Origin of the sequence: Hymenobacter metallilatus, assembly GCF_003944705.1 — a bacterium.
In the GTDB taxonomy this organism is placed as follows: Bacteria; Bacteroidota; Bacteroidia; order Cytophagales; family Hymenobacteraceae; genus Hymenobacter; species Hymenobacter metallilatus.
On sequence record NZ_RWIS01000002.1, the window covers coordinates 315,143 to 335,181 of the forward strand.

Consider the following 20,039-nt stretch of genomic DNA (forward strand, 5'->3'; position numbering starts at 1 on the left):
ACGCGAAGTGTCGCGTCTCGACAGAGTGCGTACACAGTTCACGAAACAGCTACAGGAAGTAAAGCTGACTTTCCGTTTCCCGGCCTCCAGGCTCCGTTTTTCGTGGGGGAATGAGAGTGAGGGGCTGCTCGCAACTCACGGACTCCGCCACACGCTGGCTGCCACCATTCGGCCAAAGAACTGCCCAACTGCCCGCGGGTACAGCCCCAGCCGGTGCAATTCCGCCTCAATAGGCGGGCGGTGTTGCCCGCTAATGCCGGTGATGAGGCCAAAAAACCGGTACATCAGCCAAAGCAGCCCCCGGTGCCACCACTGGCTGGGCACCGCAAAATCGGCCAGCAGCCAGGTGCCGCCCGGCACCAGGGCCCTGTGCAGCCGCTCGGTAATGCAGCGCAGTCGCCGGGGTTCAAACAGGTCCAGGAAAAAAAAAGTCAGGACTACTTCAAAGTGCTCGGTTGGGTGCAGGGCTGCTTCCGTTCCCAGCCGGAACTCTACCTGCCTTGTCCGGTGCGGCTGGTGCCGGAGCAGCCAGGCCCGGCTACGGGTCAGCATACGCGCCGAGGCCTCCAGGTACACAATGTGGGCCGCCGGATTACGCTGCAGCACTTCGCCCAGAATCCACCCCGTGCCGCCCCCAATTACCAGCACCCGTGGGGCACCGGCGGGCAGCCCCGCCGCCAGGGCGGCTTGCTGGGCCCGCCGGAGCGCCGAGCCGTATACCAGCCGGGCCAGTGGGTCGTACACAGCCGCCACAAGGTCGAAGCCCGCATCAGAGGAAGGCATCATCAATACTGAAATCAGGAACAATACGGGGTGGCAGCCTACCGCACTGGCATGGGGTGGGGGCGTCATCACCGGGGCTGGTTTTCCGTATGAAGGTACATGACGGGTCCTTTACAACGGTTGCTGGCCGGGTTTACGCTTTTTCTGACCGAATTTGCCCTTACGCTGGCGTTGGGTACGCTGGGGGTAGTAGTGTTTCTGGCGCTGGGCCGGGAGGTATTTGATCAGGATGCCGCCACCTTCGATGCGGAGGCTTTCCGGTGGGTACGCCGGCTGCTGGGGCCCGGGCGGCAGCAATGGGTGGAGGCCGTTACCTTTTTTGCCTCGCGCAACTTCATTACGGCTGCGGCCTGCCTGCTCATCAACTGGTTTCTGCTGATGCGGCGGCACCGGTGGTATTCCTTGCTGGTACCGGTGGTAGCATTGGGTAGTATCAGCCTCAACCTGGTGCTGAAACAGCTGTACCAGCGGCCCAGGCCACTGCTGCCGCTCACCTCGGCCTCGGGCCTGAGCTTCCCCAGCGGCCACGCCATGATTTCGGCCTCCTTCTACGGATTACTGATTTACCTCGTCTGGACGCATGTGTCCCGGCCGGGGTGGCGCTACGGGTTGGCCGCCGCGCTGGGCGGCCTGATTGTGCTCATTGGCCTTACCCGGGTATACCTGCGGGTACACTACGCTACCGATGTACTGGCAGGCTTTGCGGCGGGAATAGGATGGGTAGTGGTGGCCATACCGCTCCTGAAACGGCTGGAAATACAAGCCAGAAAACGATTCAAAAAACGGGTGCAATTGACTGAAAAACAGCCTATATAGCGCAGAATCGAAATATTTTCCGGAAAATAATCTGACTTTTTTTGGGGTAAAGCTTGACACACGTCAAAAAAGCCTCCTATCTTTGCAGCATCAAACGACCCCCACCAGAAGGTTGAACGATACAACAAAGAGCTGCGCTTGTGGCGAAATTGGTAGACGCGCTGTCTTCAGGCGGCAGTTCCGAAAGGTGTGAGAGTTCGAGTCTCTCCGAGCGCACAAAAGCCGACCCAGCAATGGGTCGGCTTTTTTTATTACAGATTTTCGCTGATTCAGTTGTTGACGCAGATGGCCATAAATACCAGGTTTACGTTCCGGGCTTGGGGCTGGAAATCTGCGTCATCCCGCCTTCTGCATCACCGGTGACTACATGAAAAATCTGACGGCCCGGCTACTGGCTCTGGGTAGCTTGCTCACCCTGGAAGTGCTGGTGGTAGGTAGCGTGTTCCTGGGCGCGGCCCTGCTGTTTTTCTACCTGACGCGGGTGGTGTTCGTGGAGCACTCCGTGCGGTTTGATACCTGGGCATTTGCCCGGATGGACGCCCTGCGCGCTACTTGGCCCGGCCTCACGGGGCCGGTGCGGGGCCTCACGTTTTTTGCCTCGCTGCCCTGGCTGGTGGCGGTTGGGGTGGGCATTCCGGGGCTGTTGCGGTGGCGTGGGTTCCGGCGCGAAGCCTGGGAAGTATTGCTGGCCGTAGCGGGCTCGGCCCTGCTCAATCAAGTGCTCAAAACCCATTTTCACCGCGTGCGGCCCGCTTCGGCCCTGTTTTTTCAGCCGGGCCTGAGCTTTCCGAGTGGCCACGCCATGATTGGGCTGGCGCTCTACGGGTGCCTGGCCTGGTTACTGTGGCGACACCGCCGGCACCCCATCTGGGCCGGCTTGCTGCTGGGGTTTGCCGTGCTCATTGGCCTCACGCGGGTGTATTTGCACGTACACTACGCCACCGATGTAGCGGCCGGCTTTGCAGGCGGGCTGCTCTGGCTGATTTTGCTGCGTACGGCACTGCGGCTGTACTGGCGGGAGGAGAATCAACTAACCAGGAAGAAGTGAGACGCAGACGTGCAATTGCCCTGCCGGGCAGGTTGAGCGCCCATTTCTCCATTTTTAATTGATTTTCACCTTCACCCGCAGGGCCAGCAACCCCTTGGCACCCTGCAGCTCTTCCAGCTCCAGCTCCTCAATTTCGGGCTCCAGCAGGCCCCGGTCCTGCAGGTAGTCGATGTACTCAAAATACTCATCGGCTTCGCGCTGCTGGCTATACACCAGGGCAATGTGGCCGGGCTGGGTAAGCCGCTCCCCGCTACCCAGAATGGTGGCTTTGTCGATGCGCTTCTTAATGATTTCGTAGCGGATGTTGTAAGCCCCGTCCACATCAAACTGGCGCTCATCCTGCCGGAACCGGATACTCAGCGGCTGGCTATGGATGAGGATAAGCTGGGTGGTATCCAGCGGCACGGGCAGCGTGGGCTTGAGCGCCGCCGTCCGGCGGGTAATTTCTACCATCACCAGTAGTTGCCAGAGCCGCAGGTTTTTCAAAAAAACCAGGTCGAATGGCTTATTTTCAACCAGGGCCGCCCCAACGTAGATATTGTGCTCCACGCCGTCGGTTTTGAAGCGCTGGAAGTAGTGCGGAAACATTTGCTGCGCCTTGGCATCTTCTTCGTCGAGGTAGGTGCTCACGGCATCGTTGAGCAGGGTAGTAGTTTCCTCAAATGCCTTGCGGCGCTTGTACAGAATGCCCAGCTCGGGGTCGATATTGGACCAGTAGTGCTGAATGATGGGCTGCAACGCGGGCGTGTTCTGGCTCAGGTATTCGAACAGGGGCTCCATTTCCGTGCGCAACGATTCGAAGATGCTCACCTCGTCGCCGCTCAGCATCCCCTGGCGCAACCGGCGCAGGTTTTTGTTTACGTAGAACTTCAGCTCATCCAGAATAGGCAGCTGCTGAAACTCGGAGGCTTTTTTCAGTACTTTGCCCGCCAGCGTCAGGTGTTCCACCAGGTCGCCCTGGATGGCCTCATTGCGGGCCAGACTGCTGCCCCGGATGTCGGAGGAGCCGTGCAGCGGGTATACGTCATGGAACACAATGTCCTCCATTTCGGCCTGGCGGTTGCCATCCTCCAGCTTCTGCAGCAGGTTTTGGGCCGCATCGGTGAAGCGCCACTCCATGGTGGGATGAATGGCCGTAAACTTCTCCTTGATGATGGCCTGTACCCGCGTCTGAATGTCCTCGGCGTTGCGCTTCACGGCCACCGCAAACAAGGGCAGGAACTGGTTCACGTTTTCGAGGCTGAACTCATTCAGGTCGTCCACGTTGGGGGAGCCCAGCTCCAGCAGACCCACAATATCGTCGCCGTAGGGCAACAGGGCCAGAATAGCCGAGCGAATACCCAGGCTCAGGATTTGCTGGCGCAAATCGTCAGGGATGTCGGCTTTTTCCACATCTTCCAGCACCAGGGGGCGGCGGTCCTGCCAAAGCTGGCTGTAAATCTGGCGGAAGCCCGAGCTGGCGTCGGGGTTGTGGAGCTGCTTGGTAAGGAAGCTGTGGTTGATTTTGCGGCCAAAGTCCACAAAGGCTTTCTTTTTCTCATCGTAGGCCGCAATACCCAGCTGCAGAAACGGCTTGCCAAACAGCACCCGCAGCTTTTCCTGAATCTGCTCCAGCCGGTCGGAGGCCTGTAGCACGTCCCGTTCCAGCAGGTCGTACTTCAGCTCCGAAAGGATTTCCTGCTCGGTTACGTCCACCAGGTGCAGGATATTGAAGCCCACCAGCTCAAACCGGTCGGGGGGCAGTAGTTCCTGCCACAGCTCGGTGCGGTGAGGGTTTCGGCTCAGAAAATCCAGCTCCTCCGCCGTAAGCTCCGGTTTCTCGCCTTGCAGCTGCACATCCAGAAACGTGGAGTTGAACTCCACGCCGTAGTGGCGGTACAGGCCAATGCTGTAGTCCGGCACCGTAAAAATTACGGTACCCTGCAGTGGCAGGCGCACATGGTACACCTTCTCCAGAATCAGCTGGTAGGCCATGCGGGTCATGTACTGATCCAGCTGCCGCATGTCGATGTTCAGCGGCTGTTTGATAATGTTGGCCGCATTAAGCAGCACCTCGGCAAAGCGGGGCGTGTGGTAGAAGCTGTGCCGCTGGAAAGGGGGTACGGCCCCCGCAATATCGGTGCTAAAAGAAGCCGGCGGAAATACGGCCAGCATAAGGGTTTCCACCAGGTCGCAGTTGCATTCCAGCAGCTTCAGGTCGGAAATGCGGCCCCGGGCCCACCCGGCCGCGGCCACCTGTTGCCCCACCGACCTGGATAACAGCGCAATGCCCTCGTTTTGAGAGGTTTCGCCGGCTTGCCAGTAGGCAATCAACGGCTCCAGACTGAGGGTAGTCCGGAAAGGGAAGGTGGGCGAGACGGCCGGGGTCGGTTCTTTCAGCATAGCAACGGGGAGTGCCCCCGACTGCCAGCGGAAGCCGGCCAGGGAGGGCACCAGTTATACGGTAAAGCAGCCCGGCCGTTGGTGCGCTGGGGCCGGGCTCAGGGACGAACTACCACCAGCGGTACCAGTTGGTTATTGCCGGCAGGATCCGTCAGGTTCAGCGGAGTGGGGGAGCCGTTCACATATACCAGCTTGTTGGTGTTCTGGTAGCAGGTGCAGCACCCATCAGCCCGAAGGGAAGTTTGGAGTGCTACTCTGTCGATGCGGTAGCGAAACCGGACCGGGCCGGAGCGGGCCGGAGCCAGGTACACCTCGTAGCGGTATTCGTTGAGGTTGCGGTTGCCGCTGCGGGTAAAAGGCGTGAGGTTGTTGATAACCAGGGTGTCGCGGAGCTGCTGGGCCCGGGTGCTGGTAAAGGCTACTGTATCGGCTTTAGGACGTTGGGCCGTGTCGTTGGGCACCCGTACCAGGTACACCGTCCGAATATCAGCTGCCTTAAAGCCGCGCAGAGAGCTGCCGGGCAGCGTATCGGCGCTAAAGCGCAGACCCACCGCATCGGCGTACCGGTCGTTACACTCGCAGCCCACCGAGCCGCAGCAGGCGGCCAGCAGGGAGGCCATTATTAGAACACAAGCCCAGGTCAGAAAAGTACGCAGCATAGCGCCGTAAAGATAGAGCGGTTTCCGGGTTGGCGGACGGGATGGGAGGAAGGCAGCAAAAAGGCCGGCCCCGCTACGGAGCCAGCCTGCTAACGCCAGCGGAAAGCCGGATAGTGCGCACCAGGTTATTCTTTCACAAACCGCCTGGTTTCGGCACCGGCGCGGGTAGTAATTTTGAAAAAATACGTGCCGGCGGGCAAATCGGCCACATCAACAGCCAGGTGGTGGCTGCCTTTGGGCTGCTGCTGCTGAGCCACAGTGCGCAGAGTATTGCCGCGTCCGTCCAGCAGCTCCACAGTTACCGGCCCGGCCTTGGGCACGGCGTAATCGAGCTGGCTGGTGGCGGCTACCGGGTTCGGATACACCTGAGGAGCTGCTGAAGCGCGGCCGGTGGGCTGAGTGGGTGTTGCCGGATCGAGGAGTAGGAATGCAGCCGACCGGAAAAACCGGCCCACGGTCCCTCCCCGATGCCGCCGGGCCGCTGCGGGGGCCGTTGAGGCCGCGCGGGCAACAATGGCCCGGATATCAGTGGCCCACTGCTCTTTCTGGGGTTTCAGCTCCTGAGAGAGGCGCGCTATGTCGGTGTCATACTTCTGGGCCAGCTGCCCCACGCTTTGCAACAAGGCGCGGGTTTCGGTGCGAAGCTGCTGGAGCTGCAGCTGCTGGGCTTCGGTAAGGGCGGGCGCACTGGTAGGGGCCGCAATACTTGCCGGAGCTGGGGCGGCGGCAAAGGAGCGGCGCAGCTCCCGGCCGCGCTGGCGCAGGTCGTGGAGTTGGGCCCGGTACACGGCCAGCTGCGCCTTATCGGAAGTGGAGAGCTGGGCTTCCAGCTTCTGCCGCTGCTGGCGTACCGAGGGCAGTACATTTTGCTGTACGTAAGCCCGGATTTTGCGCCGGACGGGCTGCTCGGGGCCGCGCTGGTCGAACCGGTGCGCCGGGGGAGTCAGGGCGGTAAGCGTGAGCAGGGCACTCAGGGCCAAGGCAGAGAACAGGGTTGCTTTCATAGGGCTGATACTGACAGAATGGGTAAGGTAAACCGGATTTCAGAGGCATAGAGGGCGAAAAACAGCGGGGGTTTAATGGTGGCCCGAAAAGGTCGGCCAACCCGGGTTTTTCATCTATGAATCTGCCATCTTGCGGCCAGTATGTCTACCGTTCTTGCTCGTTGCGCCACTTTGCTGTGGTACCTGCTGCCTTTTTCAGTGTTTGCCCAATCAAGCCCCACCCCGGCCGCCAACCCCGCCTGGCTGGAGCAGCTGGTGCGGGAATCGGGAGTGCTGCGGCGGCATAATGTGGGTGTCTGCCTTACCGATGTGGCCACCGGCCAGCAAGTATTTGGCCTGAACGAGGACCGGTACTTCACGCCGGCCAGCACCATGAAGCTGCTCAGCCTGTACGCCGGCTTGCAGTTGCTACCCGATTCCTTACCCAGCCTCCACTACGTGCAGCGCCCCGATACGCTGCTGTTCTGGGGCACCGGCGACCCAACGCTGCTACACGGCGACGTACCGTCGCGGCGGGCGTTTACGTTTCTGCAAAGCCGGCCCGAGCAGTTGTATTACGCGGAAGTGCCCACCGTTACGGCCTTTGGCCCCGGCTGGAGCTGGGATGATTACAACTACTATTTTCAGCCGGAGCGGGGCGCGTTTCCTATTTATGGCCACACGGTGCGCTTTTACGGGAAAGCCGGCCAGCCCATGCCAAAGGTGCTGCCCCGCTTTTTTCGGCCCCTCACCCAACTGGCGCCAGCCGGTACGCCCAACCCCGCCCAGGACCACGTGCGCCGTCCGGAGCTCGAAAACCGGTTTCTGGTGCTGCCCTCAACCAGCGGCTGGGTAGACGAAACCCCCTTCCGGACCAGTACGGCGCTGCTGCTGCAACTGCTGCAGGATACGCTACGCCGGCCCATACGCCTGGCCCCGCTGCGCCTGCGGGCCCAGGATTCCATCCGGACGCTGCGAGGGCTGCCAGTTGACTCCCTGTACCGCCGGATGCTGCGGGTGAGCGACAATTTTCTGGCCGAGCAAGTGCTGCTCATGTGTGCCTCCGCGCTTACGCCCGACTCCCTAAGCACGGCCCGCACCATTCGGGCCGTGCAAAGTAACTACCTCCGTGACCTGCCCGATGCCCCCGTGTGGGTAGATGGTTCCGGCCTGTCGCGCCTGAACCTGATAACGCCCCGCGCCCTGGTAGGCCTGCTACTGAAGCTGCACCAACAAGTGCCGGAGCCGCGCCTGCTGAGCCTGCTGGCGGCCGGTGGGGGACAGGGCACGCTGCGGCGCGTGTACCGGGATGCGCGCGGCCCCTGGCTGTGGGGCAAAACCGGTACGCTCACCAACAACCACAACCTAGTGGGCTATGTGCGCACGAAATCGGGCCGGTTGCTGGCTTTCAGCTTTATGAACAATAACCATGTGGTGCCCACGGCCGACATTCGCCGGGAGATGGAGCGGGTGCTGACTCAGGTACGGGAAAAACTGTAGCCAACCGGCTCTGGCTGCCGCCTTTTTTCTGGTTGCTAACAACAAAGGGCAGCGCACCGAAGGGCCGGCAGCCAACTTTGCAGGAGCAAACGCAGCAGCTAGAAGCAATGGAAAAGCCCTGATAAGCGGACACCAGATAGCGCAGGATGCTCTGCAAGTGGCCAACGACTTCTCAGGCATAGCCCAGGCTGTATGGCTAACACGCAGAAAGCACGTCATTCCTAGCAGAGCTTGGAATGACGTGCTTTCTGCGTGTTGCCAACCGTTCACATGCTTTAGTACAGCACCCGAAACTTAATGGTGTGCTCTACCTCGCGCAGGGCCTGAATAACCTCCTGGTCGTACTGCTTGTCGATGTCGGTAATCACGTAGCCGATGTGCTCGTTGGTTTTCAGGTACTGGCCCAGTATGTTGACGGAATGCGCGGCCAGCACGTTGTTGATGCGGGCCAGCACGCCGGGCACGTTCAGGTGAATATGAATGAGGCGGTGGGCCTGCTGCTCGGGTAGCTGAATGTTGGGGAAGTTGACGCTCTGCTGCGTGTTGCCGCTGTTCACGTACTGCATAATCCGCTCGGGCACAAACTCGGCAATGTTGCGCTGGGCCTCGGCCGTGCTGCCGCCCACGTGGGGGGTAAGCAGCACGTTGGGCAGACCCCGCAGCTCGCTCTCGAAGCTTTCCTGGTTGGTTTTGGGCTCGTAGGGAAACACGTCCACGGCGGCCCCGCCCAGGTGGCCCGAGCGGAGCACGGCGGCCAGGGCCGGTACATCCACCACGTGGCCGCGGGCATTATTGAGCAGCAGTGCGCCGGGTTTCATGAGAGCCAGCTCCCGGGCCCCCATGAGGTTGGTATTTTCCTTGCGCCCATCTACGTGCAAGGTAACAATATCGGCCTGTTGCAGCAGCTCATCCAGGGTGCGCATTTTAGTGGCGTTGCCCAGCTGCAGCTTCTCGGCCACATCGTAGTACAGCACCTGCATCCCCACGGCTTCCGCCACCACCGACAGTTGACTCCCGATGTTGCCGTACCCGATAATACCCAGCTTCTTGCCCCGGATTTCAAATGAGCCCTGGGCCGACTTATCCCACTCGCCCTTGTGCATTTTGGGACTTTTCTCGGGAATGCGGCGGGCCAGCATGATGATTTCGCCCAGGGCCAGCTCCACTACCGAGCGGGTGTTGCTGAACGGGGCGTTGAATACCGGAACGCCTTTTTTCATGCAGCCTACCAAATCAATTTGATTGGTGCCGATGCAGAAGGCGCCTACGGCAATGAGGCGGTTGGCCGCTTCCAGCACCCGGGCTGTTACCTGCGTTTTGCTCCGGATACCCAGGATGCTCACGCCCTCAATGCGCTCCACCAGTTCCTCTTCATCGAGGCCGCCGGGCACAGTATCCACTTGGTAGCCTTCCTGTCGGAACAGCTCGGCAGCGCGCGGGTCGGGGTTTTCGAGCAGCAGTACGCGGATACGGTTTTTGGGATACGAAAGGGTCATGGGAAGCTTATTCTGGTAGAGAAATTCGTCGAAGCTGGGTAGTACCTCGTCGGCGCGGGCCACTACGGCGTCGCGGGTTACGTTTTCGGTGAAGGCGTAAAACCGGTCGGCCAGCCCGGCCTCCCGAATCTGGTAGTCGGTGTACCCGTCGCCGAGGGCGTAAACCGGGCCGTTGAGGTCAAGCAGGCGCAGCTGCAGGATTTTGCCCCCGTCCTGGCTGAGCGGGTTAGTGGGGTCGAAGCCGGTAATGCGGCCTTCGGCATCGAAGGTAAAGGTATTGGCCAGCACGTGGTCGGCGTCGATGCCAAACTCGGCCACCACCGGCTCAATGAACTCCCGGAACCCACTGCTCACAATGTACACCCGGCCCGGAAACTGCTCGAAGAAGCTCCGGTTGCGCCGGATGCTTTCCGAGACCTTGCCTTTCAACCGCTCCACCAGTAAGGCAATATGCTCGCGCCGGGCCGGTAGCAGAGCCAGCCGCTGCTTCAGAGAGTCGGAAAATTTCAGCTCCCCGCTCATGCCCCGGTCGGTAAGGGTGCGGATAGCAGCTACTACTTCCTGGCGGTTGGGCTGGCCTTCCAAGGCAATGTCGGCCAGCTCATCAAGCCCTTCCACCTGGGTAAAGGTGCTGTCGAAGTCGATGATAAGGTAGGGGAGTGGTGCGGGGTTGTCGGGCATAATGGGGGCAAGGTAGGAGGCAGCGGGCAATGGGCCGCACAGGCACTGCAGCGCATTCTACGATTTCAAACGCACCGGCAGCCCGATTCAGGCCTCATAAAACTCCAGCGGCAGCCCGTCGGGGTCTTCAATGAAGGTGAAGCGCCGGCCCGTAAACTCGTCCACCCGAATGGGCTCCGAGGCTACGCCGTGGGCCGTGAGGTGGCGCACGGTAGCCTCGATGTCGGACACGGCGAAGGCCAGGTGGCGCAGGCCGGTGGCTTCGGGGCGGGTAGGGCGGGGTGGGGGCTCAGGAAAAGAGAACAACTCGATGATGTACTGCTCGCCCAGGGCCAAATCCAGCTTCCATGACTGGCGGGCTTCCCGGTACACTTCCCGCAGCACACGCAGGCCCAGTACCTCCATGTAAAACTGCCGGGAGCGAGCATAGTCGGAGGCAATGATGGCAATATGATGAACGTGGAGCAGTGGGAGCATGGGGCTGGCAACAGATGAAAAAATTGAGAACAACGGAGTTTGCTGCCGTCACGCTACCGTTGAAATATGGCCTTTTTTACGGCTTCTATAACGCATACAAGCGGATTTTTGGCCAGACATGGTAACTCCTGAATGGGGTGAAAATAGCGGGTTCCTTCATATCGCCTTCATGTGGTAAGGGTTGTTTTGTGTCGTTCAATAGTCGATATCAGCATGCAGCCTCAGCAGCACCCTTTGATTTTACGCTCCCGCTATCAGCCCGATATCAGGCCAACCTCCCGGCACCGCAAGCCCACTACCGCCTGATCCGAAACCGCAACCATGTGGCTGAACCGATAGCCGGCAACCTGCTCACGTACGGGCTCTGCTCTTAGCCAGCTGATTTGCCACCCGGCGTATGCCCCCTGCGCTAAGCTCCAGCAGGCAAATCCCGTTCAGCTCCCTTCTCCTATCACCATACCACTGGGGGTACCCGCACGCTTTTTATGAAAAGAACCGGCTTGCTCATGCTCATGGGCCTGGGCCTCTTGTCCGCCACGACAAGCTGCTCCGAAAAACACGAGGAAAAAGAAGAACAGGTAAAGTTCCTAGTCACCAGCCCGCTGCAGAAGGACACGACCATCACCAAGGAGTATGTTTCGCAGATCCACGCCTACCAGCACATTGAGGTGCGGGCGTTGGAAAAGGGCTACCTCCAAAAAATTTACGTGGACGAAGGCCAGCGCGTGCAGCAGGGGCAGCTCATGTTCCAGATTATGCCCATGGTGTATAAGGCTGAGCTGCAACGCTCAAAGGCTGAGGCCAACTATGTGGGCATTGAGTACCAGAACACCAAGCAGCTGGCCGACAAGAACGTGGTATCGAAAAACGAGCTGGCCCTGGCCCAGGCCAAGCTGGATAAGGCCAATGCCGAGGTCGGGCTGGCCAAAACTCACCTCGATTTCACCACCATCCGGGCCCCGTTTACGGGCATGATGGACCACTTCCAGGCCCGGCTTGGCTCCCTCGTGGATGAGGGCGACCTGCTGACCACCCTTTCCGACAACAGCAAAATGTGGGTGTACTTCAACGTGCCCGAGGCCGAGTATCTGGCCTATAAAGCCCACGCCCCCGCCGACGACAAAACCCGGGTAAAGCTGCTGATGGCCAACAATGAGGTGTTCAAGTATCCCGGCGTGGTACAAACCATCGAGGCCGACTTCAACAACGAAACCGGCAACATTGCTTTCCGGGCCACCTTTCCCAACCCCGACGGCCTGCTGCGCAACGGCGAAACCGGCTCGGTGCTGATGACCGTGCCGCTCAAAAACGCCGTCATCATCCCGCAGAAAGCCACCTTCGAGGTGCTCGAAAAGAAGTTTGTGTACGTGGTGGATGCCCAGAACAGGGTACACCAGCGGGAAGTAACCGTGGCCTCCGAAATGCCCGACCTCTACATCATCTCGGCGGGCCTCAAAGCCTCCGACAAGCTCATGCTCGAGGGCATCCGCAAGGTGAAGGACGGCGACAGAATCAGCTTCACCTATCAGGAGCCGAAGTCGGTGATTTCGCACCTGAAAGTGTATTCGGAATAGTTGTCAGTTGCTGGTTGTCAGTTGTTAGCTCGCTCTGGGCTTCCGTGCGAACTGACAACTGACAACCAGCAACTGACAACTGAACTCATCAGCTATGTTCAGTAAATTCATTCGCCGACCCGTGTTTGCCATCGTTATTTCGGTGGTAATTCTATTCCTGGGTGTTCTGGCAATTAATACGTTGCCCACGTCCCAGTTTCCCGAGATTTCGCCGCCGATGGTGATGGTGAGCACGGCGTATCCGGGTGCCAGCGCCAAGGTGCTCACCGAATCGGTGCTGATTCCGCTGGAGCAGGCCATTAATGGCGTGCCGGGCATGAAGTACATGACCTCCGACGCCGTATCGGCCGGCGAGGCCAACATTCAGATTGTGTTCAACCTGGGCACCGACCCCGAGCAGGCGGTGGTGAACGTGAATACGCGCATTGCCCAGATTCTGAACCGCCTGCCGGTGCTGGTGCAGCGCGAGGGCGTGGTGGTGAACCGCGTGGTGCCCAACATGCTCATGTACGTCAACCTCTACAGCAAAGACAAGAATACCGACATGCGGTACCTCTTCAACTTTGCCGGGGTGAACATGCTGCCCGAAATCCAGCGCATTGATGGCGTAGGCCGGGCCAGCATTCTGGGCAGCCGCCAGTACGCCATGCGCGTGTGGCTGAAGCCGGACCGCATGCGGGCCTACAACCTGTCGGTGGACGACGTGATGGAGGCCCTCAACGACCAGAGCGTGATTGGCTCGCCGGGCCGCATCGGCCGCTCCGACGGCAAGGAGGCCTCGGCGCTGGAATACGTGCTGACCTACAAAGGCCGCTTCAACGACGTAGAGGAGTACAAGAACGTCATCATCAAGGCCAACGCCAACGGCGAAACCCTGCGCCTCAAGGACGTGGCCAACGTGGAGCTGGGCTCGGAATTCTACGACATCTACTCCAACCTCGACGGCTACCCTTCGGCGGCCATCATGCTCAAGCAAACCTACGGCTCCAACGCCCTCGACGTGATTAAAAGCGTGAAGGCCAAGCTGGAGGAGCTGAAGAAAACTATGCCCCCCGGCATGGACTACAAGATCAGCTACGACGTGTCGAACTTCCTCGACGCCTCCACCGAAAACGTGGTGCACACCCTACGCGACGCCTTTATTCTGGTGGCCCTGGTGGTGTTCCTGTTCCTGGGTGACTGGCGCTCCACGCTGATTCCCATTATTGCCGTGCCGGTGTCGTTGGTGGGCGCGTTCATGGCCATGCAGGCGTTCGGGCTCACCATCAACATGATTACCCTGTTTGCCTTGGTGCTAGCCATCGGGATTGTGGTGGATGACGCCATTGTGGTGGTGGAAGCAGTGCACGCCAAGATGGAGGAAAAGCACCTCTCACCCTACGGCGCGGTGCGCGAGGTAATCGGCGAAATCAGCGGGGCTATTATTGCCATTACCATCCTGATGACGGCCGTGTTCGTACCGGTGGCTTTCATGAGCGGGCCGGTGGGCATTTTCTACCGCCAGTTCTCGATTACCATGGCCGCCAGCATCGTCATTTCGGGCATCGTGGCCCTGACGCTGACGCCGGTGCTCTGCGCCATGATTCTGAAGAACACCCACGGCCAGCCCCGCAAGAAAACGCCTATCAACCGGTTTATCGACTGGTTTAACCGCGGCTTCGAGCGCCTGACCGGCCGCTACACCAACGTGCTGGAAAAGGTGGTGGACCGCCGCGTGCTCACTTTCGCGGTGCTCATTGCCTTCGGGCTGGGCATCTTCGGCATCTCCACTACTCTGCCCTCGGGCTTTATTCCGGCCGAAGATCAGGGCATGATTTACGCCGTGCTCCAGACGCCGCCCGGCTCCACCCTGGAGCGCACCAACGACCTGTCGCAGCGCCTCCAAAAGCTGGCCGAGAAAGTGCCCGGCATCGAAAGTATTTCCACGCTGGCCGGCTACGAGATTCTGACCGAAGGCCGCGGCTCCAACGCTGGTACCTGCATCATCAGCCTCAAGCCGTGGTCGGAGCGCAAAGAGTCGGTGCACGACGTGATTCTGGCCCTGGAAGAGAAGGCCAAGGAAATTCCCGGCGCAACCATCGAGTTCTTCGAGCCACCAGCAGTACCCGGCTACGGCGCGGCGGGCGGCTTCCAGCTTCAGCTGCTCGATAAAACCGCCACCGGCGACTACAAGGCCCTGGAAAAAGTGAACGAGGAGTTCATGGCCGCCCTCAAAAAGCGCAAGGAGCTGAGCGGGCTGTTCACCTTCTTCTCGGCCAACTATCCGCAGTACGAGCTGCAGATTGACAACCAGCTGGCCATGCAGAAGGGCGTGAGTATCGGCAACGCCATGAACACACTGAGCATCATGGTAGGCTCCACCTACGAGCTGGGCTTCATCAAGTACCAGCGCTTCTTTAAGGTGTTCGTGCAGGCCTCGCCCGAGTACCGCCGCCTGCCCAAAGACATTCTGGACCTCTGGGTGAAGAATGACAAAGGCGAGATGGTGCCGATGTCGGCCTTCATGAAGATTGTGAAGGGCCAGGGGGCCAACGAAATCAACCGCTACAACATGTACCCCACGGCCTCCATCCGCGGCGACGCCTCCCAGGGCTACAGCTCGGGCGAGGCCATCAAGGCCGTGCAGGAAGTGGCCGCCAAAACCCTGCCCCGCGGCTACGACATCGACTGGGGCGGGCTGTCGAAGGACGAGGTGAGCCGCGGCAACGAGGCTATCTACATCTTCCTGGTGGTGATTGTGTTCGTGTACCTGGTGCTGGCCGCGCAGTATGAGAGCTTCCTGCTGCCGCTGTCGGTGATTCTAAGCTTGCCGGCCGGTATTTTTGGCTCCTTTCTGCTCATCAAAACCATGGGCCTGGCCAACAACATCTACGCCCAGGTGGGGCTGGTGATGCTGGTGGGTTTGCTGGGCAAGAACGCCGTGCTGATTGTGGAGTTTGCAGTGCAGAAGCACGAGGAAGGCATGACGGTGCGCGAGGCGGCCATTGAAGGCGCCAAAGTGCGTTTCCGCCCCATTCTGATGACCTCCTTCGCTTTCATTGCCGGCCTGATTCCGCTGGTACTAGCCCACGGCGCGGGGGCCATCGGCAACCGCACCATTGGCACGGCGGCGCTGGGCGGGATGCTGTTTGGTACCGTGTTCGGAGTGCTCATCGTGCCCGGTTTGTACTACGTGTTCGGTACCCTGTCCGCCGGCCGCAAGCTGATCAGTGACGAAAACGAGAATCCGCTGTCGGAATTCGAGCCCCATGTATTAGTTGATGAAGAAATTCCGAGCCATGCCCATGCGTAAGAAACGCCTCTACCAGGGCCTCAGCGCCGCCCTGTTGGCACTGACGGTGGGCGCGTGCAAAATGCCCGAGCTGGCCACCAAAGCCACCGGCCGGCCGGTACCCGCCGCCTACGCCGCCACCACCCAGGACAGCACCAACACCGCCCGCAACCAGTGGCGGCAATTTTTCACCGACCCTAACCTCGTCGGGCTGATTGACACCGCCTTGCAGCGCAACCAGGACTTGAACATCTCGCTCCAGGAAATCCAGATTGCCCGCAACGAGGTGCAGATCCGCAAGGGCGAGTACCTGCCCTTCGTGGGGCTAGGGGCCAAGGCCGAGGCCGAGCGGCCCAGCCGCAACACGTTGCAAGGGGCCACCGAAGAAGCCATCCGCATCCAGCCCGAGCACCGCAACCCCGATCCGCTCCAGAACTACCAGATTGGGGCGTTTGCCTCCTGGGAAGTGGACATCTGGCACAAGCTGCGCAACGCCCGCAAGTCGGCTGCCCTGCGCTACCTGGCTACGGTGGAAGGCCGCAACTTTACCATCACCAACCTGATTGCCGAAATAGCCACCTCCTACTACGAGCTGCTGGCCCTGGACAACCAGCTGGCCATCGTGCGCCAGAACATTGAGCTGCAAACCAACGCTTTGGAGCTGGTGAAGCTGCAAAAAGACGCGGCCCGCACTACCGAGCTAGCCGTGCAGCGCTTTGAGGCCCAGCTGCACAACACCCGCAGCCTGCAATACGGCATCCAGCAGCGCATCACCGAAACCGAAAACCGCCTCAACTTCCTGGCCGGCCGCTACCCGCAGCCGATTACACGCAATGCCGCGGCGTTCAACGAACTGTTGCCCGCCCCGGTGCAGGCCGGCGTGCCGGCCCAGCTGCTGCAAAACAGGCCCGATATCCGGCAGGCCGAGCAGCAGCTGGCCGCCGCCAAGCTCGATATCCAGATTGCCCGGGCCAATTTCTACCCGGCACTGCGCATCACGGGTGGGGCCGGGTTCGGGGCCTTCAAGCCCGGGCTGCTGTTCACCACGCCCGAAAGTATGCTCTACTCCCTGGCCGGTGATTTGGTGGCCCCGCTGGTAAACCGCAACGGCATCAAGGCCGTGTACGGCAACGCCAACGCCCTCCAGATTCAGGCCGCTTACAACTACGAGCGCACCATCCTGAACGCCTACGTGGAAGTAGCCAATCAGCTGTCGGGCATCCGCAACCTCCAGCTGAGCTACGACGAAAAAGCCCGGCAGGTGCAGGCCCTCAACCAGTCCGTTACCATCTCCAACAGCCTGTTTCGCTCGGCCCGCGCCGACTACACCGAAGTCCTCTTCACCCAGCGCGACGCCCTGGAATCGAAGTTCGACCTCGTAGAAACCCGGATGCGGCAGCTCAACGCCTCCGTGAACGTGTATCGGGCCCTGGGCGGCGGCTGGCGGTAACTTCCGGCGAGTAGCATACAGAAAACCCTCCCGCTCCTGGCAATTCCTGCCGGGGGCGGGAGGGTTTTTTCGTGCGCAGAATGGTATAGCCGACTGTGCCCGGAAATACCGTACTTCCGGCTGGTTTTCAGTGAATACCACATGAGAAAGTTTCGACTAGCCAGCGCGTTATTGGGGGCTTTGACCTTGGGCGGGTACATGGCCCCGGCGCAATCCAACGGTTCATTTCATACCCTGGATGGCCGCACGCTCCGCCCCGCCGACATCGACCGAACTGTGCGGCAGCTGATGGACTCGGCGCGGGTACCGGGGCTGGCGGTGGCCTTGCTGGAAAAAAACCGGGTGCGGTATCTGCGCACCTTCGGCTACCGCAACGTGGCCGAAAAAGCCCCGCTGGAGCCCAACACGGCCATGTATGGGGCCTCTTTGAGCAAAGCCGTGTTTGCCTGCCTGGTGATGCAGCTGGTGCAGGCCGGCCAGCTCAACCTCGACCGGCCGCTCTATGAGTACCTGGGCAGACCCATTCCGGAGCTGGCCGGGTGGCAGGATTTGGCCGGCGACGAGCGGTGGCGCCAGCTTACGGCCCGCATGGCCCTTACCCACACCACCGGCCTGCCCAACTGGCGCTGGATTGAGCCCGACAAAAAGCTGCGCTTCAAATTCGAGCCCGGAGCCCGCTACGGCTACTCCGGTGAGGGCTTGCAGCTACTGCAGCTGGCCGTGGAAGCCGTCAGCGGCAAAAGCCTGCTCCAGTTGAGTGAGGAGCAACTGTGGCGACCCTTGCAGCTCACCGGCAGCAGCTACGTATGGCGGCCGCAGTTCGAGGCCAACTATGCCCTGGGCTACGACGAAGAGGGCCAGCCGCTGGCAAAGCGCCGCCGCACTAAGGCCCAGGCCGCCGGCTCCCTGGAAACCACTCCCGCCGACTACGCCGCGTTTCTGGCCGCCCTCATGCAGGGCCGGGTGCTGCCGCCGGCCACCCTCACCGAAATGACCCGCCCCCAGGTGCGTATTCCCTATATAGCACAGTTTGGGCCGCTGGCTACCGTAGCCGCCCCCGACAGCAACCGCACCATTGGGCTGGCCTACGGGCTGGGTTGGGGCGTGTTTCAGTCGCCTTACGGGCCGGCCTACTTCAAGGAGGGCCACGACGACGGCTGGGAAAACCACAGCGTAGTATTTCCCAAGCAGAAAAAAGCCCTGCTGCTGCTAGGCAACAGCTCCAACGCCGATAAAATATTCCGGTCTTTGCTGGTGCAGCTGCTCGGCGACCAAAGCACACCCTGGCAGTGGGAAGGCTACGTGCCCTACACTTACACTGAAAAATAGTAGCCAACCCACATTGCAAACTATAGCCAGCAACTAGGTGGTGTGAACAGTCACGTAGTCAAAAACGTTGGGTGGGCATGTGGCGCGTCAAGCTAGTGTGTGGGGGTCAGGGGTGGTTGACTCGTTGGAGAGTGGCTACACAATTGGCTGCAGCTAGCCATACCGATTGGCCGGACGATATATGTACTGGAGGGCTATGGGCCAAAATTCAGGTTACACCATTGAGGAAACCGCCACAGTGCCCTTAACTCCCAGGTTGGCGAGTTGGAGGCCTATGCGACTCGTTTGGCTTCGCAAGCCGGAATCCAGACACCTTCGTGGCAGCTGCTGCACTCGGCGTGCTCACCTTTGGCCAGAGGTTGCACGTGGCCGCAACAGGCACAGGCGTACGCGCCGGCCTGCTCCACGCGGTGGCGCTTATCGGCTTTGCGCTCAGGTAATATGGGCAGACCGGGCCGTACGTCGGCGTCCTCGAAAAAATACACACTTACGTCGCCGGTAGCCTCAATATAAGCCCGGCGCACCTGGCCCAGATGCTCAATCTGCTGCTTGCGTAATTCCCCAAACAGCTCCTTTTGGGTAATATTCTGCTTGTTGAAGTTGGGGAGATTAATTTCTCCGTTTTCCACCAGCAGCACCGGGGCACCTTCCAGCCAGTCAGAAAACTTTGGAAATTTCTCGGTGAGCCAGTTGAACAGCAGGTACAGCCCCGATACTACTCCGAACACTACGGCCGCGTGCAGCAGTGGCGTATCGTGGTAGAGCATGGCGTCGCCGGCCGCCGAGCCCAGGGCCAGAATAATGCTCAGCTCGAAGATGGACAGCTGCCGCACCCCACGCCGGCCCGTTACGCGCAGGGCTCCTAAAATCATCAGATAAGTAAGCAGGCAGCGTACTCCCACTTCCAGCAGAAACAGCGGGGGAGTCTCGTCGGAAAAGAGGATGCGGTTCCAGTCGAAAGGCTGAACGTCGGCGGCAAGTAGCATAGGCGGAGGGTAACCACAGGAAAATGATTACCCATCTAACGCAGCGCCCGGCCTGGCCGTTGACCAGGCGACACTATTCGGGCCAGTCGTGGGGGCCCGGGGGCGGGGCCAGGGGCAACACCAGGTGGTAAGTGGAAGGTGCAAAGCCCATAGCCGCCCAGAAGCGGCGCCCTACTTCGTTGGCTACGGCAACCTGCAGCTCCAGGTGGTCGGCGCCTTCCTGCTGCAGCCAGTGCCTGGCCGTAAGAAACAGCTCCCGCCCAATACCCAACCGGCGGAAGGGCAGGCGTACCATGGTTTCGGCAATGTAGCCGCGGCGCTTGTAATGCATACCCCGGTTGCCGTGCTGGTACATGGCAATCAGTAATCCGGCCAGGCCATCCGGGGTATCGGCCACAAAAAAGCGCGTATACGGCTCCCGCAGCCGGTGTAGTAGTGCCTGTTTCAACTCCACCTCCGCCATGCGGTGGTAGCCGAAAACAGGGTGGTACTGCTCGTGCGAATCCATCAGCTCACACCAAAGACGGTACACGGCGTGCAGGTCGGAGCGGGTAGCCGGACGAATGATCATGAGGGGAAAAAAAGCGGGCGAAGCGGTAAGATG

The 20,039-nt window shown here is 60.4% G+C and carries 15 protein-coding genes and 1 tRNA gene; 8 read left to right on the plus strand and 8 right to left on the minus strand.

The window, feature by feature from the left end:
* Nucleotides 1-135 precede the first annotated feature (135 nt).
* A complete protein-coding gene (locus EI290_RS04730) occupies nucleotides 136-786 on the minus strand; it encodes a class I SAM-dependent methyltransferase (RefSeq protein WP_185816847.1) in 651 nt (216 codons plus the stop codon).
* Between the two features lie 96 nt (nucleotides 787-882).
* Here EI290_RS04730 and EI290_RS04735 point away from each other — a divergent pair, with 96 nt between their 5' ends.
* The 3 genes from EI290_RS04735 (at nucleotide 883) to EI290_RS04745 (ending at nucleotide 2,647) form a co-directional block, all read left to right on the plus strand.
* Nucleotides 883-1,599, plus strand: a complete 717-nt coding sequence (locus tag EI290_RS04735; protein ID WP_125427267.1) for a phosphatase PAP2 family protein — start codon at nucleotides 883-885, stop codon at nucleotides 1,597-1,599.
* 134 nt (nucleotides 1,600-1,733) lie between these two features.
* Nucleotides 1,734-1,815 (plus strand) — tRNA-Leu (locus tag EI290_RS04740).
* A gap of 151 nt (nucleotides 1,816-1,966) precedes the next feature.
* The gene (locus EI290_RS04745; RefSeq protein ID WP_125427269.1) at nucleotides 1,967-2,647 is read left to right on the plus strand and encodes a phosphatase PAP2 family protein; all 681 of its coding nucleotides are present in this window, start codon (nucleotides 1,967-1,969) and stop codon (nucleotides 2,645-2,647) included.
* Between the two features lie 54 nt (nucleotides 2,648-2,701).
* Here EI290_RS04745 and EI290_RS04750 read toward each other — a convergent pair whose 3' ends face one another.
* The 3 genes from EI290_RS04750 to EI290_RS04760 all read right to left on the minus strand — a co-directional run bounded on the left by EI290_RS04750 (nucleotide 2,702) and on the right by EI290_RS04760 (nucleotide 6,692).
* Nucleotides 2,702-5,029 (minus strand): GAF domain-containing protein, encoded by a 2,328-nt coding sequence (locus tag EI290_RS04750; RefSeq protein WP_125427271.1) that lies wholly within the window; start codon nucleotides 5,027-5,029, stop codon nucleotides 2,702-2,704.
* Nucleotides 5,030-5,127: 98 nt separating this feature from the next.
* On the minus strand, nucleotides 5,128-5,688 hold the full coding sequence (locus EI290_RS04755; RefSeq protein ID WP_125427273.1) for a hypothetical protein: 561 nt from the start codon (nucleotides 5,686-5,688) through the stop codon (nucleotides 5,128-5,130).
* Nucleotides 5,689-5,813: 125 nt separating this feature from the next.
* Nucleotides 5,814-6,692: a T9SS type A sorting domain-containing protein gene (locus EI290_RS04760; RefSeq protein ID WP_125427275.1), complete on the minus strand. Its 879-nt coding sequence runs from the start codon at nucleotides 6,690-6,692 to the stop codon at nucleotides 5,814-5,816.
* 141 nt (nucleotides 6,693-6,833) lie between these two features.
* Between EI290_RS04760 and EI290_RS04765 the strand changes: the two genes are divergently transcribed.
* A complete protein-coding gene (locus tag EI290_RS04765) occupies nucleotides 6,834-8,171 on the plus strand; it encodes a D-alanyl-D-alanine carboxypeptidase/D-alanyl-D-alanine-endopeptidase (protein ID WP_125427277.1) in 1,338 nt (445 codons plus the stop codon).
* A gap of 275 nt (nucleotides 8,172-8,446) precedes the next feature.
* Here the strand turns inward: EI290_RS04765 and serA are convergent, their stop codons facing one another.
* Nucleotides 8,447-10,348, minus strand: a complete 1,902-nt coding sequence (serA, locus tag EI290_RS04770) for a phosphoglycerate dehydrogenase (protein WP_125427279.1) — start codon at nucleotides 10,346-10,348, stop codon at nucleotides 8,447-8,449.
* 87 nt (nucleotides 10,349-10,435) lie between these two features.
* The gene (gene gloA2, locus EI290_RS04775) at nucleotides 10,436-10,825 is read right to left on the minus strand and encodes an SMU1112c/YaeR family gloxylase I-like metalloprotein (protein WP_125427281.1); all 390 of its coding nucleotides are present in this window, start codon (nucleotides 10,823-10,825) and stop codon (nucleotides 10,436-10,438) included.
* A 485-nt stretch (nucleotides 10,826-11,310) separates the two neighbouring features.
* On the opposite strand from gloA2, the gene EI290_RS04780 reads away from it, so the two are divergent.
* The 4 genes from EI290_RS04780 to EI290_RS04795 all read left to right on the plus strand — a co-directional run bounded on the left by EI290_RS04780 (nucleotide 11,311) and on the right by EI290_RS04795 (nucleotide 18,449).
* Nucleotides 11,311-12,399 (plus strand): efflux RND transporter periplasmic adaptor subunit, encoded by a 1,089-nt coding sequence (locus EI290_RS04780; protein WP_125427283.1) that lies wholly within the window; start codon nucleotides 11,311-11,313, stop codon nucleotides 12,397-12,399.
* A gap of 94 nt (nucleotides 12,400-12,493) precedes the next feature.
* The gene (locus EI290_RS04785) at nucleotides 12,494-15,691 is read left to right on the plus strand and encodes an efflux RND transporter permease subunit (RefSeq protein ID WP_125427285.1); all 3,198 of its coding nucleotides are present in this window, start codon (nucleotides 12,494-12,496) and stop codon (nucleotides 15,689-15,691) included.
* Nucleotides 15,684-17,120 carry a TolC family protein gene (locus EI290_RS04790; protein ID WP_125427563.1) on the plus strand — a complete coding sequence of 479 codons (1,437 nt, stop codon included), beginning with the start codon at nucleotides 15,684-15,686 and terminating at the stop codon, nucleotides 17,118-17,120. The genes EI290_RS04785 and EI290_RS04790 overlap by 8 nt, the downstream gene beginning before the upstream one ends.
* A gap of 141 nt (nucleotides 17,121-17,261) precedes the next feature.
* Nucleotides 17,262-18,449 (plus strand): serine hydrolase domain-containing protein, encoded by a 1,188-nt coding sequence (locus tag EI290_RS04795; protein WP_125427287.1) that lies wholly within the window; start codon nucleotides 17,262-17,264, stop codon nucleotides 18,447-18,449.
* Between the two features lie 272 nt (nucleotides 18,450-18,721).
* On the opposite strand, the gene EI290_RS04800 is transcribed toward EI290_RS04795, so the two are convergent.
* Together EI290_RS04800 and EI290_RS04805 are read right to left on the minus strand one after the other, a co-directional pair.
* On the minus strand, nucleotides 18,722-19,435 hold the full coding sequence (locus EI290_RS04800; RefSeq protein ID WP_125427289.1) for a DUF421 domain-containing protein: 714 nt from the start codon (nucleotides 19,433-19,435) through the stop codon (nucleotides 18,722-18,724).
* A 73-nt stretch (nucleotides 19,436-19,508) separates the two neighbouring features.
* Nucleotides 19,509-20,006, minus strand: coding sequence for a GNAT family N-acetyltransferase (locus tag EI290_RS04805; RefSeq protein ID WP_125427291.1), 498 nt, complete (start codon nucleotides 20,004-20,006; stop codon nucleotides 19,509-19,511).
* Nucleotides 20,007-20,039: the final 33 nt, after the last annotated feature.